Raw genomic sequence first — 15,514 nt, 5'->3', positions numbered from 1 at the left:
AATTGTAATTATTAATTCCTCCTAAACCTTCGCCCACTCGCCGCGGTTTTCGCGCCAGAGATACTGGTTGGCGACCTCGTCGCCGACGAAGGTGCGCGTGCGCCAGTCCCATTCGAGGCTGCGCCCGAGCAGGTGCGCGATGTTGCCGACCAGGCACATGTTGCAGCTCGACTGGCCGATCTCGGCCGGGCAGATCGTCGGACGGCCCGTGAGCACCGCGTCGATGAAATTCGAGCGGTGGTCGTCGGACACATAAACCGGGCTGTCCTCGTCGCCGAAGCGAACATTGCGCAGCGACGGTTTGTTCACCCAGAACTTGCCGCCGCGCGCGGCCGAGGCGGTCGCCTCGGTGCCGACAAAGCTCACCATCGTCGCGCCGCCGGACTCGCGTTTCACGTCGTCGGGGCAGCCGTAAACGACCTTCGCGCCGTTGGCGAAGGTGTAGGAGATGTGGCGGTTGTCCGAGGGGATGGCGGGATTTTTGCTCTCGAAAACCTCCACGTATTTCGGGCCGCGCCCGTCGGCGTTCAGGCCCCACAACGCGATGTCGAGATGGTGCGCGCCCCAGTCGGCTTGCAGGCCGTTGCCGTATTCGAGATGCCAGCGCCATTCGCCCCACTCGTGGCCGTAGGGGCGCGGCGGGTCGCCGCCCATCATGCGCGGCAGGAAATGCGACGTGTAGGGCCGCATCACCGCCGGCCCCACCCACATTTCCCAATCCATGCCCTGCGGCACCTCCTCGGCGGGCCAGTTGTAGATGACCGGATACTTCCGTCCGAAATTGCACCAGACCTCCTTGATTTCCCCGAGCAGCCCGGCGCGGGCGAGTTGCACGGCGCGGCGGAAGCCGGAGTCGCTGCGCTGCTGGGAGCCGGTCTGGAAAACCACGCCGCTCGCGCGCACCGCGTCCACCACGCGCTGTCCTTCCTCGATGGTGAAGGTCATCGGCTTCTCGCAATACACGGCCTTGCCCGCGCGCGCCGCGAGAATCGCCTGGATGGCATGCCAGTGGTCGGGTGTCACGATGACGACGGCGTCGATGGACGGATCGGCCAGCAACTCGCGGAAGTCCTTGTAACAGGCCACGTCCGCCTTTTCGCCGCGCTGCCCGGCCAGCCGCGTGATCCGGGCCTTCTCGTAGGCGAGGCGCTCGTCGTCCACGTCGCAGATCGCGGCGACGCGGCAGCGCTCGTCATTCGCGAAGGTCGTGATGTGCCCCGTCGCCTGTTTGCCGAGGCCGATGACCCCGATGTTGATGCGCGAGTTGGGCGGCGTGGCGGGCGCCTGGCCGAAAAGCCCGCGCGGCAGCAGCAGCGAGGCCGCGGACGCAAGCCCGGCTTTTTTAAGAAAATTCCTGCGTGAATGGAGGGACGGCAAACATGCTTTTTTCATGGTGAGGGGATGGGCGGGGAGACGAACCAAACAAGTTTAAGTTTAAGTTGGAAGTTTAAGTTTGAGCGAGGGGAGAACAGGGGCCATGAACCATCCCGACCATAGGCGGGACATTCACCCGGAAAAGGGCCGAATTGGTCAATCGTTGACACGTGCCGGGGCCAATAATTTTAACGCCCCTGTCTTTTTGGAGCAACGGCCTCCGGGCCGTCCCTCCAAAATGAGACTTTGGGTGGAGGGCCGCTTCCCGGCGAGATCGCTGAAAACGGCGCGGAATCCCCTTTTTTGGTGTTTCACGCCTCGCCTTCTGGTTTTCTATTTACTTTTCGTTTTCCCGCACGCTTCCGCGTCCGATTTATATCTCCCGTGAATTCCGACCTTATCCTCGTTCTCGCCCTGCTTACGACCTGCATGGGGCTGTTCATCGCCAACAAGCCGCGCATGGACGTCGTCGCCTTGCTGGTGATCCTCGTTCTCCCGCTCTCCGGAATTCTGACCATGCCGCAGGCCCTCGCGGGCTTCAGCGATCCGGGCGTGGTCTTGATCGCCTCGCTGTTCGTCATCGGCGAGGGACTCGTCCGCACCGGCGTCGCCTACCGGCTCGGCGACTGGCTCGTGCGCAAGGCCGGCAACAGCGAGACCCGGCTGCTCGTGCTGCTGATGCTGTCCGTCGCCGGGCTGGGCTCGGTGATGAGCTCCACCGGCATCGTGGCCATCTTCATCCCCGTCGTGCTGAGCGTGGCGGCGCGGCTGCGCATCCCGGCCGGGCGGCTGATGATGCCGTTGAGTTTTGCCGGCCTGATCAGCGGCATGATGACACTGGTGGCCACACCGCCGAACATGGTGGTGGACAGCACGCTCAAGCGCGAAGGTTTCGCCGGCTTCAGCTTCTTCAGCTTCACGCCCATCGGCGTGGTGATCCTGCTGATGGGCGTCGGCTACATGCTGGTGGCCCGCCGCTGGCTGACGGTGAGAGACGACCCCGCGCGCGACGGTGGCGCCCGCCGCAAGCTCCATGACTTGATCGAGGAGTACAAGCTGGCCGGACGCGAACATCGCCTGCGCATCGGCGACGATTCGCCGCTGGTCGGAAAGGCGCTGCTGGATCTCAACCTCAGGAGCCAATACAAGGCCAACATCGTGGGCATTGAGCGGCAACTGCGGCTGAGGTTCCAGACCGAGCTGCTCACGCCGCACGCGCACACCGAACTGCTCGCGGGCGACATCCTGCTGGTCGATGTGCATGAGCCCGGCGTTGACCTCGCGGAGATGCGCGCCCGCCTGAAACTCGAACCATTGCCCCTGCGCGGCAGTTATTTCACCGACCAGTCACGCGAGGTCGGCATGGCCGAAATCGCCCTGCCGCCGGACTCGGGCCTGATCGGCAAGACCGTGCTCGAACTCGGCCTCCGGCGAAAACACAATCTCAACGTCGTCGGCCTGCGCCGGGAACGCACGGCGATGCAAGGCGCCTTGCTGGAGGAAAAGCTCCGCATGGGCGACACCCTGCTCGTGATCGGCCCGTGGAAATCGATCCGCCAGTTGCAACCGTTGACCCACGATTTCATCGTGCTGAGCCTGCCCGCCGAGGTTGACGAGGTGGCCCCGGCCCTGAAGCAGGCCCCTTGGGCGCTGCTCAGCCTCGCCGTCATGGTCGCGCTGATGATCTCCGGGGTCGTGCCCAATGTCGTGGCCGCCCTCGGCGCCTGTTTGCTCATGGGGCTGTTTCGCTGCGTGGACATGGACAGCGCCTACAAGTCGATCAACTGGCAGAGCCTGGTCCTGATCGCCGGCATGATTCCCTTCGCCCTCGCGCTGGAGAAAACCGGCGGCGTCGAGCTCGCGGTCAACGGCCTGCTCAACCTGCTCGGCGACGCCGGCCCGCACATGCTCCTGGCCAGCCTGTTCGTCCTGACCGCCCTGATCGGCCTGTTCATCTCCAACACGGCCACCGCCGTGCTGATGGCGCCGATCGCGCTCAGCCTGGCCGGCCGGGTCGGCGCCTCGCCGATGCCTTTCGCCATGATCGTGGCGCTGGCGGCATCGGCGGCTTTCATGACGCCGGTCTCGTCGCCGGTAAACACCCTCGTGCTCGGCCCCGGACAGTATCGTTTTTGGGACTTCGTAAAAATCGGCGTGCCGTTCACCCTGCTGGTGCTGGTGGCCAGCGTGCTGCTGGTGCCGTGGATGTTTCCACTTTGACAAGAGATATTCATCAGCACACGCCGCCCGCCAATATCCGCCCCACGGAGACGACCAAATCCGCGGGCGACGGCGGCTTGCGGAGAAATTCGATTGGGGGGCCGCCCAGCCCGTCGTCCACCATGACTTCGTCCACGAATTCGGACATGATAAACACCCGTATGTCGGAACGAAATGCATGGATGCGGACCGCGGTGGCTCCGCCATCAATATCGCCAAGCTCCAGCGCCAGAATCGTCATCTGCACCGCAGCACCCTCGCGGCTCTCCAACAACTCCAGCGCCTGCACGCCGCCACGGGCGCACTTCACGGTGTAACCATATTGCTCGAACGCCGTGCGCACGGCATCCCGGTAACATTGATCGCTGTCAACCAGCAGCAGGGTCCGTTCTGGGACCATTGAGTTCGATGGGGATTTGGGCATAAAGGGGAAAACCCGACAAATGCACGCGGGCGGCATCATCATCGGGCGAATGGAGCACCGGCACCCGGACCGTAGTCGTCGCCCAAGGCGCGGGCGGCCGCCCGCGCCTTGATTGAGTCCCTGACCGGCCGGTCGACTCGTCCGGTCGGCTCGGGGAGGCCGAGCGGCATGCAGAGATACCAGGCAATCCGGTGCGATACATAGCGAAGCCATTCCTCGGAATAGCGTTCCCTGCCATGATCGAGCAGCCGGAGCGAGCGGGTGGTGATCGGATAAAAAAATTGCGCCCAAAACAGGTCGAACCAGGCGTGCAAATCCCGTTCGATGCGATTGGGGCAAACCCGAGCCAGCACATTCATCACCCGGTATTGATACGGCGCAAAATGCTCCAGGATCAATGTTTGCGCCCCCTTGTGCCCGTCGGCCAGCACTCGCAGGATCAGGCCGTTCAAAAACTCCGGGCTTTGGGGCGCATGAATCGCCGCAATCAACTGCCGCACCGTTTCATGGATCGCGTCCGCCACCTCCTGCGGCGAGGGCGCGCCGCCGAGTTCCAAGACAGGATTGTAGCAGTTGACCAGAGGCGGAGCGCCGAGGAAATAACGCCGCACGGCTTCGATAAACAGTTTTTCCTTGGACCCAAAATGATAGATCACCGAGCCGAAAATCACGTCGGCCTCGTTGGCGATGTCGCGGATGCTGGCATCCCCGTATCCCTTGATGGCAAATACCTTGCAGGCACCGAGTAATATCTGCGCCCGCGCCCGCACGCCGGAGCGATTGAGACGTCGCGGGCGCGTCGTCTTTTCCATCTGTGATGCTGGCTCATTTTCGCGTTTCATGACGTTGCTATGCTCGATTTGCGGCCCTCAATTAGGAGTATGCTCAGGGGTTTCCGTGCTTGATCTGCAAAAGGAAGATCGACTTTCCAGTCCAACCGAAAATTAGCCAGTTAAGAGATTAATTTAATTGGTAAGATGATGAAACGATGAATTTATTACCCGCAGCCTATTACTGATTTTTTACCTTTTAAGCATTTTTAATGCGATGGCATCATCTTCGTCCGGCTGAAAAGAGGGTATCGACCTTAGTATGGAATCATAGGCAAACGCCTGCGCCTGATAATAGGATTCCTTTCTGGCATAAACGCGTCCTCTGATTTGCACCTGATATCCGCCTTCCATGCGTCCTCGAACGACAAAAGAATAACGGACCATCGGCAGCGTGTTGGAGGAGGTGGCGTTCATGTCCTTTTCTGGCATCTTGAGTTGTCTCTTGGCGAAGATGACTGCCCGGCCGGATACAACGCGGCGCGCGACATCCATCAGTGGTTATATTTGAGTCGATAATCAGATATTCTTTTCCCAAAAAAATAAAACATTTTTTCCATAAAAATGATCCTTCTCATCCTGCGATGAATAGAACCGCCATGGCAACTCCACTCCATTTTATAAATAAGATGCAATGAATCCATTAGTATATTGAAACTAATACATTAGGGCAATTGCAAAATACAGGAGGAAACATTACTAACACGATCGTATTAATAATGCCTAATTATATAAATAATATACAAACGCGTCTATTTACATACTGAGCCGCCTATATGGAGAATCGCCGAAAACCCGGTCCCGTAATTCGCCAGGAGAACTGATTTCGATCCGCCCGTGCCTGAAAGCAGCGAAATATTTTTTATTATATTACAGTCCGATTTCCAATGAGGCGGGTTTTATCCGACGGGGAGGCGAGACAAGCCCCTGACGCGCCCCATGCCGATGTCCCGATAAATTTGAACCCAATAATACCCGTTGCGGACAAGATTGTCGCCCTAGCGGCGCAGTCGGAAGGCGGCGGGTGGCGTGGCATGGGCGTCCCCGCCCATGTTTTTGGGGATGGCGGCGCGGGGCGAGTGGCTCAAAAATGCCATTTCAGTTCGCAAAGGGTATAACCGATGTCGCGCGGATGCCTGCGGCGGAGCGGCGGCGTCCCATCAGTCAATAAACCACCGCGCTTCGCAACCGCCGCGGGGCGGATGCGGCGCGGCGGAAGAGCGGACTCATGCCGCGGAGGGCAGCCTTACGCGCGCTTTTCCATCGGCACGTAGTCGCGAATCTGCGGCCCGGTGTAGATCTGGCGCGGGCGCGCGATCTTCATCTTCGGGTTTTGCGCAATCTCGCGCCATTGCGCGATCCAGCCGGGCATCCGTCCGATGGCGAACATCACCGTGAACATGTTCACCGGGATGCCGATGGCGCGCATGATGAGGCCGGAATAGAAATCGACGTTGGGATAAAGCTTGCGCGACACGAAGTAATCGTCGTGCAGGGCGACCTCCTCCAGCTTCATCGCGATGTCGAGCAGCGGGTCGTTCTTGATGTTGAGGCTGTCGAGCGCGCGGTAGAAGCTCGCCTTGATGATTTTCGCGCGCGGGTCGTAGTTTTTATACACGCGGTGACCGAAGCCCATCAGCCGGTCGCCTTTGCCGTCCTTCGCGGCGGCGATGAAGCGGGTGCCGTCGTCGCCGTCGTTGTGGATTTTTTGCAGCATCTCGATCACGGCCGCGTTGGCCCCGCCGTGCAGCGGTCCCCAGAGCGCGTTGACGCCGGCGGAGACCGACGCGAAGAGATTCGCGCCGGCGGAGGCGACCATTTTCACCGTGGAGGTGGAGCAGTTCTGCTCGTGGTCGGCGTGCAGGAGCAGGAAGAGGTTGAGCGCCTGCGCGACCTCGGCGGTGGAGATGTATTCGTTATAGGGCTCGGAGAACATGAGGTGCAGGAAGTTCTCGCAGTAGCCGAAATTCGGGCGCGGGTAGTTGAAGGGCTTGCCGTTGTTCACGCGGTAGGTGTGCGCGGCGATGGTGCGCACCTTCGAGATGGCGACGGCGGCGGCCTCGTCGAAGTGCTCGAGGTCGTTCTGGTGGTTGTTGCTCGCCAGATGGGGATAATAGGCGCCGAGGGCGTTCATGCTGGCCGAGAGCACGGCCATCGGATGCGCGTCGCGCGGAAAATTCTCGATGAAGCGCAGCATGCCCTGGCGGATGGGGGCGTTTTCCGAGAGCAGGCGGGCGAAGGTCATGCGCTCGCGGGGCTTCGGCAGTTCTCCGTGGATGACGAGGTAGGCGGTCTCCACGAAGCCGGAATGCTCGGCAAGCTGCTCGATGGGATAGCCGCGATAGCGCAGGATGCCGGCCTCGCCGTCGATGTAGGTGATATCGCTCAGGCAGGAGCCGGTGTTGCCGTATCCCTCGTCGAAGGTGATGTAACCGGTGTCGGAGCGAAGACGACTGATATCCACCGCTTTCTCTCCCTCGGAGCCGACGACCAGCGGCAGCGCGATTTCCTTTTCCTCCAGTTTAAGCAGGGCGACTTTGGACATAGGCCATGAGCGTGAGTGGAAACAAGAGACTTGCAAAGAAAACTTGTTGCGAAGATTGCGATTTTAACGCGCGTTAAACAGGCGGGGCGCGGCTGCGGTCATTCCAGCCCCCTTCGCCTTTCGATTTTTGGAGGGACGGCCTCCGTGCCGTCCGCCGCAGGGGAACGAGGACGGCACGGAGGCCGTCCCTCCAGCGGGAAAATCGGCAGTCGTAAAAAAAACGCGGCCGCTGCCGGCCGCGTTTTGAGAGGTTGCCTTTGCTTCTGTCCGGGGGCTTGTGCGCTCAGAGCTGCACGAACTTCGCGGATTTCACGAGCGGGTTGCCTTTGATTTCGTCGCGGGCGGCGGGGCCCGGCTCGGTGTCAACACGCACCAGCATGTAGGCGATGCCGCCGGGCGTGAGGCGGGAGAGCGACATGTCGGCGATGTTGACCTTGTCCTTCGCGAGCAGCGTGCCGATGGTGCCGACCATGCCGGGCAGGTCTTCGTTCTCGATCACGAGCAGTTTGCCGACGGCGGCGATTTCGACCTCGCGTCCGTTGATGCCGACGATGCGCGGCTGGTTGCCCTTGCCGATGAGCGTGCCTTGCGCGGAATAGGTTTTCCCGTCGGCGGCGACCGCCTCGACCGCCATGAGCTCGCTGTAGCCGCTGTCGGTGTTGGATTTCGTGACGTCCGCCTGGATGCCGAGGCGCTTGAGGAGCACGGGGGCGTTGACGAAGTTGACCTGCTCGCCGCTGATGTTGCGGAGGAAGCCGCGCTGCACGGCGCGGGTGATGGAATTGGCGTCGAGCTCGACGATTTTTCCCCAATAGGTGATGCGCAGCGAGGCGATTTGCTTCGGGGAGATCTGCTGGACCAGCGTGCCGAGCTTGGAGCCGAGGTCGAGATAGGGCCCGAGCGTCTTGAGCGCGGCGGCGTCGATGGAGGGCATGTTGACGGCGTTGCGGATGACGCCGCCGCCGAGCACGTCGGCGATCTGCTCGGCGATTTCGATGCCGACTGATTCCTGCGCCTCTTTCGTGGACGCGCCCAGGTGCGGCGTGAGGACGACGTTGGGAAGCTGGCGGAATTCGCTGTCCTTGGCCAGCGGCTCGTCCTCATACACGTCGAGGCCGGCGGCGGCGACCTTGCCGGATTTGAGCGCGGCGAGGAGGGCCGTTTCCTTGATGATGCCGCCGCGGGCGCAGTTGAAGATGCGCAGGCCTTTTTTGCATTTCTCGAACGCGGCCTCGTCGATCATGTATTTCGTGTCGTCCGTGAGCGGCATGTGCACGGTGATGTAGTCGGCCTGCGCGAGGATTTCGTCGAGCGTGGCGATCTCCACTTGCATGGCCTTGGCGCGGCTGGGCGCGAGATAGGGGTCGTAGGCGAGCACGCGCATGCCGAAGGCGATGGCGCGCTTGGCGACCTCGCCGCCGATGCGGCCGAGCCCGACGATGCCGAGGGTTTTTTGGAAAAGCTCGACGCCGCTGAAGGATTTGCGGTCCCACTTGCCCTCGCGCATGGAGGCGGCGGCCTGGGCGACGGGGCGCGAGCCGCAGAGGATGTGGGTGAAGGTGAGCTCGGCGGTGGCGATGGTGTTGCCCGAGGGCGTGTTCATCACGACGACGCCGTGCTCGGTGGCGGCCTCGACATCGACATTGTCCACGCCGACACCGGCGCGGCCGACGACCTTGAGGAGCGGCGCGGCGGCGAACACTTCGCGCGTGATCTTCGTTTCCGAGCGCACGGCGATGGCGTGCACGTCCTTGACCAGCTCAAGCACTTTCTCCGGAGAGGAACCGTAGGCCTCGATGACTTCAAAACCCGGCTGTTTGCGCAGGTATTCGACTCCTTTGGGCGATATCTTGTCGGCGACTAGGATTTTCATGGGAAAAAGTGAAAAGGAATTTCGAGCGAACAACTTCCGGGGACGCGGCGCAAGGAGGTTTTTGAAGGCGGGACGAAACGGGGGTGTAACTCAAAGTTGTGTCATTCCCTCTTTCTTCTTTCCTCTTTATCTTTATCTTTCGTCAGGCACGGGCAGGGAGAAAGAGGAAAGAGAAAGAATAAAGAGGAAAGATTCCGGCGGTGACATCACTTTGAGTTGCTCCCGACAAAACGGGGTGCGGCCTACGGTTCGCGGGCCTTGAAGTTTTTTCCGAGGTAGAGGAATAGCTGACCGCCTTCGTTGGCCGTGAGGAGATTCGGGCCGTCGCCGCCGAGTTCCGTCAGCACCGCGCCTCGCTCGTGGCTCCCGCCGGGCTGGATGACGCCGATGCTTTTGTGGACAAAGGGGACCGGCGTCGCGAAGACCGGTTTTTCCAACGTGCCGGTGTTGCGCATGAGCAGCGGGGTGCCGAGCGTGCGCTGGCCGAGCGAGGGCATGGGCCAGCCGCGCTTCTTGTCGGGAATCGCGGAGCGGCGTCCGGTGCCGATGACGAGGTCGGGCAGGCCGTCCGCGTCGGCGTCGAAGAAGGAGAGTTTGCAGCGGCCCGTGCCTCCGGCGGGATCGTAACTGGTGTCGATGAGGGAGCCGTCGGCGAGCGTGAGTTTGCCACCGTCGGCGACGTTCCGGTCGTCGATGCGCCAGTAGAGGTGGAACTGGTCGTCGCCGTCCACGATGACGAGCGCGATGCGGCCGCCGAGGCGCGCGACGGCGGCGCGGCAGCGCCAGGTGCCGTGCAGGTCGAGGCCGTCGCAGTAGAGCGGGAGCACGGCGTCGAGCCTGGGCGCGCCGGGCGCGCCACGGTTCAGGTAGAGGGTGTAGTTGCCGGTGATGTCGCCCATGATGATGTCGGGAAGGCCGTCTCCGTTCCAATCGAAGACCGTGGGCGAGTTGTAGCCCCAGCGCGCCTCGGGCGTGCCTTGCACGCTGCCGGAGTAGCCGGCCTGGAGGTGGATGTCGCGCCCGGCGGCCCGCATGCGTTCGCCGGGAAGAAAGGCGGGGGCGGCGTTGGTCCCGATGTTTTTGAAAAAGAGGACAAAGCCCTCCGAGTTGCCGACGAGGAAATCGAGCACACCGTCGCCGTCCCAGTCGCACACGCTGGGCGCGGGGAGCGTGCCGGCGTAAAGGTCGGCGTTTTCCTGAAGGAGCGGCGAGGGGTCTTCGTAGATGGGCGAACCGGCGGTGGTGAACTCACCGGTAAACTTGTAGAAATATAGTCCGCCCTCGCCGGCGGCGATGAGGTCGCTGAGGCCGCGGCCGCCCGCTTGGTCTGCCGCGCCATGCCGGGGATACGCCATCACTCCGGCGGAGACGCTCGGGTGGCGAAGGATGTTGCCGTCGCGGCCGACGACAAACGCGCGGCGCGGCGTGACGAGGCCGGAAGGATCGGCGTTGGGATAATAGGTGAACACACCGAGGCGCCCGCCGGTGACGAGGCCCCGTTCGCGTCCGTCGCCGAGATCGACGGGCGTGATCTGGTGCATGCCCCAATACACCTCGCGGCGCGTGGGAGAAATCTGGCGGACATGGGTCGCGGCGGTGGCGGCGGGCGATTCGATGTGCGCGGCGGCGAGAAAACGGTAGCGCATGCCCTGCGTGGAAATGCCGGCGGCATCGTAGGGGCGCCAGTCGGGCGAAGAGGCGTTTTTGCCGGTGTTTCCTTTCGGGGTGCTGTCGCCGTTGAATTCGAGGATCAGTTCGCAGGAGCCGTCGGGATTGGGCAGCGCGGCGACGCCCTGGATGCCCGCCGGCAGGTCGGGAAGGGCGATGGTGTTGGCGGGCATGAACGCGAGCGCGCGCGGATCGAACACGGCGCGGCGCACCTCTTTCCCGGAATGCCAGAGCGCGTGCGTGACTCCGTCGGGCGTTTGGAAAACGAAGGCGCGGGCGCTGAAGGGCGCCTCGACTTGCACCGGGGGAGCGAAGACGGGAGCGCCGTCGTCGGAGGTGCGCAGCCATTTGAAGAGATTGACGGTGACGGGCTTTCTGCCGCCGAGGACAAACAGGTCGGGCTGCGCGGAGCCGTAAACGCGCGCCGTGCCGAGAACCACGTGCGTGAGCGTGTCGCGCACCGCGACGGGGCCGAGCCCGCGCGGCGCGGCGGATTTCAGCGGCAGCGTGTCGTCGCGAGGGGCCGCGACGGCGGGGGCCGGGAGGACGGGCAGCGCGGCGAAAACGAGGAGCGGAAGCCATTTCGCCGTCCGCGCGCAAACGCGGAGGCAGACACGGCGGAACAGGCGGCGGGCGGTGGTCGGGTTCATTGGTTGACGGGCGCGACGGTGACGGTGCGGAGATTAATCGGCGCCCATTTTCCCGACACGGGGCGAAGGCGCAGGGCGGTTTCCCCGGCTGGGAGTTCGATGACGCCGAGTTCGACGACGCGCCAGTTGTCCGCGCCGCCGGTGGCGGGGATTTCGCTGGTGACGCGTTTTTTGCCGGCCTCGATGCGGAGCGAGACCGGCGCGGCGGAGGTGATCTCGGCGGTGACGCGGCAGGTTTGTTGCGCGGGCGTTTTTATGCGGTAGGCGAGAAACCAGCGCGACTCGAACCAGTCGGCGATGAACGCATCCGCGCCCGCACCGTGAATCTGCATGACCCCGGCGGTCGAGCCGTGGCGGTCGGCATCGAGGGGCGCGAGGGTGAACATGCCTTGTTTGTCCGGCGAAAGAAACGCGTCCATTTCCACGCTCACGGGCCCGGCAAAGGCGAGCGCGAGCACGGTGATGCGCGGGTCGGGCGCGGGGCCGGGCGGCAGGTGGACGACCAGCCCCTCGGGCGCGGCTTGCGCGGAGACTCCGCCCGCGCCGGGCGCGAGGAGCGAGGCGGCGCGCGGCCGCTGGTGGAGCGCGGGCAGCAGGAGGCGTCCGTCGGCGGGCCATTCCCAGATGTGCAAATAAAGCGCCTCGCCGCCATCGGGAAGCGGGCGGCGCGTGACCCGGCCCCAGGGAAGCTGGCGCGGATACGGGCTGGCCTGCGTGCCGTGGATCGCCTGGGCGTTGACGCGCATCCACGCGCCGATTTCGCGCAGGCGGTCGATGGAGGGTTGCGGGATGGTGCCGTCGGGCTTCGGGCCGATGTTGAGGAGAAGGTTGCCGCCTTTGCTGGCGGTGTCGGAAAGGATGCGGAGCAGCGTCGCGGCGGATTTCCAGTTGTCGTTGTCCGAGGCGAAGCCCCAGGAATCGTTCATGGTCATGCAAACCTCGAAGCGTTTTCCGGGAAGGCCCTCGGGCGGGACGTATTGTTCGGGGGTGGAGAAATCGCCGGACAGCGCGCCGCCGCGATCGCCGCCGAGCCGGTCGTTCATGAGCATGCGCGGATAACGCGCGGCGAGGTCGAGGAAGGGTTGCGCGCGCTCCGGCGTCATGCGGATGGGCGTGTCCCACCACAGGATGTCGGGCGCGTAGCGGCGCAGCAGTTCGTTGACTTGGGGAAGCGCGACCTTTTGGAGGTAGGCGTCGTAATCGCCCTTGTGCTCCTCGCTCCAGCCGTCGCCGTCGTCAAGGTCGCGTTTGGCGCCGGGGAGGCTGCGCTTGGGATTCCGCTTCCCGCCGCCGGGATTCATCCAGTCCTGCGATTGCGAATAGTAGAGGCCGAAATGCAGCCCCTCCGAACGCGCGGCTGCGGCGAGCGGGCCGATGAGGTCGCGGCGGGCGGGCGAATCCATGACGTTCCACGCGGGCGCGGCGGTGGGCCAGAGCGCGAAGCCTTCGTGGTGCTTCGAGGTGAGCACGATGTAACGCATGCCGGCCGCGCCGGCGAGGCGCGCCCACCGGCGCGGGTCGTAGCCGGCGGCGGTAAAGCCGGCGGCGAGTTTTTTGTAATCGGCCGCCGGAATCGGGATGCGTTGAAAAAGCCAGGTGGAATCGTGGCCGAGGTCGGCGCGGTTTTTGCCATCCCAGTTGTTCGCATGGACGGAATAAACGCCCCAGTGCACGAAAAGCCCGAAGCGCGCCTCGTCGAACCACGCCGTGCGCGGCGGCGGAGGCGGCGGCGCGGCGGGCGCGGGAGGCGCGGGCTCCAGGTTTGCGCCGCGGTAGAGATACATGCGCCCGGCTTCGTCGCAGGCGAGGAGGTTGGGCCTGCCGTCGGTGGAGCCGAGCAGCGTGCCGACCGCGCCGCTCTCGTGCGCTCCGCCGGGCTGGATGAGTTTGCCCGTGACAGTGTGCCTGAATGGGACGGCATGCGCGAAAACGGGCGCGGTGTTGCCGCCGACGTTGCGCATGAAGAGCACGGTGGCGGGCGGACGTTCGCCGAGCGCGGGCTGCGGAAACCCGGTTTTGTTGTTCGGGATCGCATTGGTGCGGCAGGTTCCGATGACGAGATCGAGCGCGCCGTCGCCGTCCCAGTCGAAGAGGTCGAGCTTGCAGCGTCCGGTGGAGCCGGCCGGGCCGCTGCTCGCGCTGATGAGCGAGCCGTCGGCGAGCGTGAGTTTGCCGCCGTCGGCGACATTGTAGTCGTCGATGCGCCAGTAGAGGTGGAAGTGGTCGTCGCCGTCCACCATGATGAGCGCGGTGCGCGAGCCGGCCCGGGCGACGGCGGGCCGCACGCGCCACATGCCGTGGAGGTCGAGGCCGTCGCAATAGAGCGGGCGCGCGGCCTCGAGCGCGGGGGCGTCGCGCGTGCCGCGATTGATGTAAACGGTGATGTCTCCGGTGATGTCGCCCATCACGATGTCGGGGAGGCCGTCGGCGTTCCAATCGACGACGTTGGGGCCGAGGTAGCCCCAGCGCGCCTCCTGCACTCCCTGCACGCTGCCGGAGTAGCCGGCCTGCACGTGGATGTCGCGTCCGCCGGCGCGCAACCGCTCGCCGGGAAGAAACGCGGGCGCGGCGTCGGCGCCGGTGTTTTTGAAAAAGAGCACAAAGCCCTCGGAGTTGCCCGCGACGATGTCGAGCACTCCGTCGCCATCCCAGTCGATGACGGTCGGCGTGGGCAGCGCGCCCGCGAAGAGGTCGGCGTCGCGCTGGAGCACGGGCGCGGGACGAGCGAAGACCGGCGCGCCGTCATCGGTGAAATGCCCGGCGAACTCATAATGCCAGATGCCGCCCTCCCCCGCCGCGAGCAGCCCGTCGCACTTCGTATCAGGATTCGGATACGCGATGACGCCCGGCTGGATGCTCGGGTGGCGCAGCGCCACGCCGTCCGGCCCGGCGGCGGGAAGCGACGGGGCGAAGACGGGGGCGGCGTTTGCCGGGGCGTCCGGCGCGGATGAGGCTGGCGGGAAATAGTAGAGGTTGCCCTGGCGCGAACCGCTCATGAAACCGCGCGCATGGCCCGGGCCCAGGTTGACCGGAGTGAGGCTGCGCATCGTGAAATACACCTCGCGCTGCGTGGCCGACGCCTGTCGCGCAGGCGAGGCGGGCGGCTCCAGCAATCCCGGCAGCCGCGCGCTCCAGAGATGGCGATACGAAAATCCGCCGGTCCACACGCCGTCCGGTCCGTAGGGATTCCAGTCGGCGGCGCGATTATCGCCGGAGCGCCCCTTGGTGTCGTCGGCGATTTCAAAAACGAGATCGAGGCTGCCGTCGGCGTTCGGCCGCACGCCGATGCTCTGCGGTGTTTTCGGAAGCCTGAACCCCGCGAGCGGCAGCCGGTCTCTTTCGACAAACGCCATGCGTTTCCGGTCAAACGCGGTGTGCACGAGATCGCCTTTCGCCACCCACAACGCATGAATCCCGCCGTCCGCCACCCGAAACACCGCGCCGCGTTCGCGCAGCGGGCTTTTCACGGGCGCGGGCGGCGCGAACACCGGCGCGCCGTCGGGCGATGTTTCGAGCCACTTGCAGAGCCACACGCCGCCGCGCGAGGTGCGATGGCCGAGAAACAGATCCGCGTGACCTGAGCCATCCACATCCACCGCGCCGAGCAAATCGAATCCAAGCATGGGCAGCGTGAGCGGACCGAGTCCATGCGGAGCGGCGGATTTTAATGGGAGCGTGTCGGCGGGTGCGGAGGCGTCGCCGCCTGCATGCGCCGCCGAAAACAACGGCAGGCAGAAAGCGGGAAACGCGGCGAAAATGAATCGTAACAAGGCGGGCGCGGACATGGTAAAAAATGAGGGCAATTCGATTGGAGGGTGAAAGAAAGCAGGGAAAACGGCGCCGGAAAGCCTGCTAAAATGATTTAGCCAAAGTCAACTTTTATCACTCGTCCGGAAAGTCGCAGGCGCATTTTCTGCCTGCGTGGGAGCA

9 protein-coding genes are annotated in these 15,514 nt (G+C 64.0%); 1 reads left to right on the top strand and 8 read right to left on the bottom strand.

The genetic code is table 11. The features are described 5' to 3' along the window. Positions 1-21: 21 nt before the first annotated feature. Positions 22-1,392, bottom strand: a complete 1,371-nt coding sequence (locus tag OH491_RS25790) for a Gfo/Idh/MocA family protein (RefSeq protein WP_068768387.1) — start codon at positions 1,390-1,392, stop codon at positions 22-24. A gap of 366 nt (positions 1,393-1,758) precedes the next feature. Between OH491_RS25790 and OH491_RS25785 the strand changes: the two genes are divergently transcribed. After that, a complete protein-coding gene (locus OH491_RS25785) occupies positions 1,759-3,594 on the top strand; it encodes an SLC13 family permease (RefSeq protein ID WP_068768388.1) in 1,836 nt (611 codons plus the stop codon). A 13-nt stretch (positions 3,595-3,607) separates the two neighbouring features. On the opposite strand, the gene OH491_RS25780 is transcribed toward OH491_RS25785, so the two are convergent. The 7 genes from OH491_RS25780 to OH491_RS25750 all read right to left on the bottom strand — a co-directional run bounded on the left by OH491_RS25780 (position 3,608) and on the right by OH491_RS25750 (position 15,369). Then, positions 3,608-3,994, bottom strand: coding sequence for a response regulator (locus OH491_RS25780; RefSeq protein WP_068768389.1), 387 nt, complete (start codon positions 3,992-3,994; stop codon positions 3,608-3,610). A 62-nt stretch (positions 3,995-4,056) separates the two neighbouring features. Further along, the gene (locus OH491_RS25775; RefSeq protein ID WP_334318958.1) at positions 4,057-4,788 is read right to left on the bottom strand and encodes a helix-turn-helix domain-containing protein; all 732 of its coding nucleotides are present in this window, start codon (positions 4,786-4,788) and stop codon (positions 4,057-4,059) included. Positions 4,789-5,040: 252 nt separating this feature from the next. Then, positions 5,041-5,343, bottom strand: coding sequence for a hypothetical protein (locus OH491_RS25770; RefSeq protein WP_068768391.1), 303 nt, complete (start codon positions 5,341-5,343; stop codon positions 5,041-5,043). 751 nt (positions 5,344-6,094) lie between these two features. Continuing rightward, the gene (locus tag OH491_RS25765) at positions 6,095-7,393 is read right to left on the bottom strand and encodes a citrate synthase (RefSeq protein WP_068768392.1); all 1,299 of its coding nucleotides are present in this window, start codon (positions 7,391-7,393) and stop codon (positions 6,095-6,097) included. 283 nt (positions 7,394-7,676) lie between these two features. Then, entirely contained in the window at positions 7,677-9,266 is a 1,590-nt protein-coding gene (gene serA, locus OH491_RS25760; RefSeq protein ID WP_068768393.1) for a phosphoglycerate dehydrogenase, read from the bottom strand. Positions 9,267-9,508: 242 nt separating this feature from the next. Then, complete coding sequence (locus OH491_RS25755; RefSeq protein ID WP_068768394.1) at positions 9,509-11,584, bottom strand: FG-GAP repeat domain-containing protein; 2,076 nt, start codon at positions 11,582-11,584, stop codon at positions 9,509-9,511. Then, the gene (locus OH491_RS25750) at positions 11,581-15,369 is read right to left on the bottom strand and encodes an alpha-L-fucosidase (RefSeq protein ID WP_068768395.1); all 3,789 of its coding nucleotides are present in this window, start codon (positions 15,367-15,369) and stop codon (positions 11,581-11,583) included. The genes OH491_RS25755 and OH491_RS25750 overlap by 4 nt, the downstream gene beginning before the upstream one ends. Between the last annotated feature and the right edge of the window lie 145 nt (positions 15,370-15,514).

Origin of the sequence: Termitidicoccus mucosus, from assembly GCF_038725785.1 — a bacterium.
Lineage (GTDB): Bacteria > Verrucomicrobiota > Verrucomicrobiia > Opitutales > Opitutaceae > Termitidicoccus > Termitidicoccus mucosus.
This window is presented reverse-complemented; position numbering and strand designations above follow the sequence as displayed.

Excerpts from the sequence above, each read along its gene's own strand:
- OH491_RS25770 (WP_068768391.1), bottom strand. The coding sequence starts at position 5,343 with ATGGATGTCGCGCGCCGCGTTGTATCCGGCCGGGCAGTCATCTTCGCC.
- OH491_RS25780 (WP_068768389.1), bottom strand. The coding sequence starts at position 3,994 with ATGGTCCCAGAACGGACCCTGCTGCTGGTTGACAGCGATCAATGTTAC.
- OH491_RS25765 (WP_068768392.1), bottom strand. The coding sequence starts at position 7,393 with ATGTCCAAAGTCGCCCTGCTTAAACTGGAGGAAAAGGAAATCGCGCTG.
- OH491_RS25790 (WP_068768387.1), bottom strand. The coding sequence starts at position 1,392 with ATGAAAAAAGCATGTTTGCCGTCCCTCCATTCACGCAGGAATTTTCTT.
- serA (WP_068768393.1), bottom strand. The coding sequence starts at position 9,266 with ATGAAAATCCTAGTCGCCGACAAGATATCGCCCAAAGGAGTCGAATAC.
- OH491_RS25755 (WP_068768394.1), bottom strand. The coding sequence starts at position 11,584 with ATGAACCCGACCACCGCCCGCCGCCTGTTCCGCCGTGTCTGCCTCCGC.
- OH491_RS25750 (WP_068768395.1), bottom strand. The coding sequence starts at position 15,369 with ATGTCCGCGCCCGCCTTGTTACGATTCATTTTCGCCGCGTTTCCCGCT.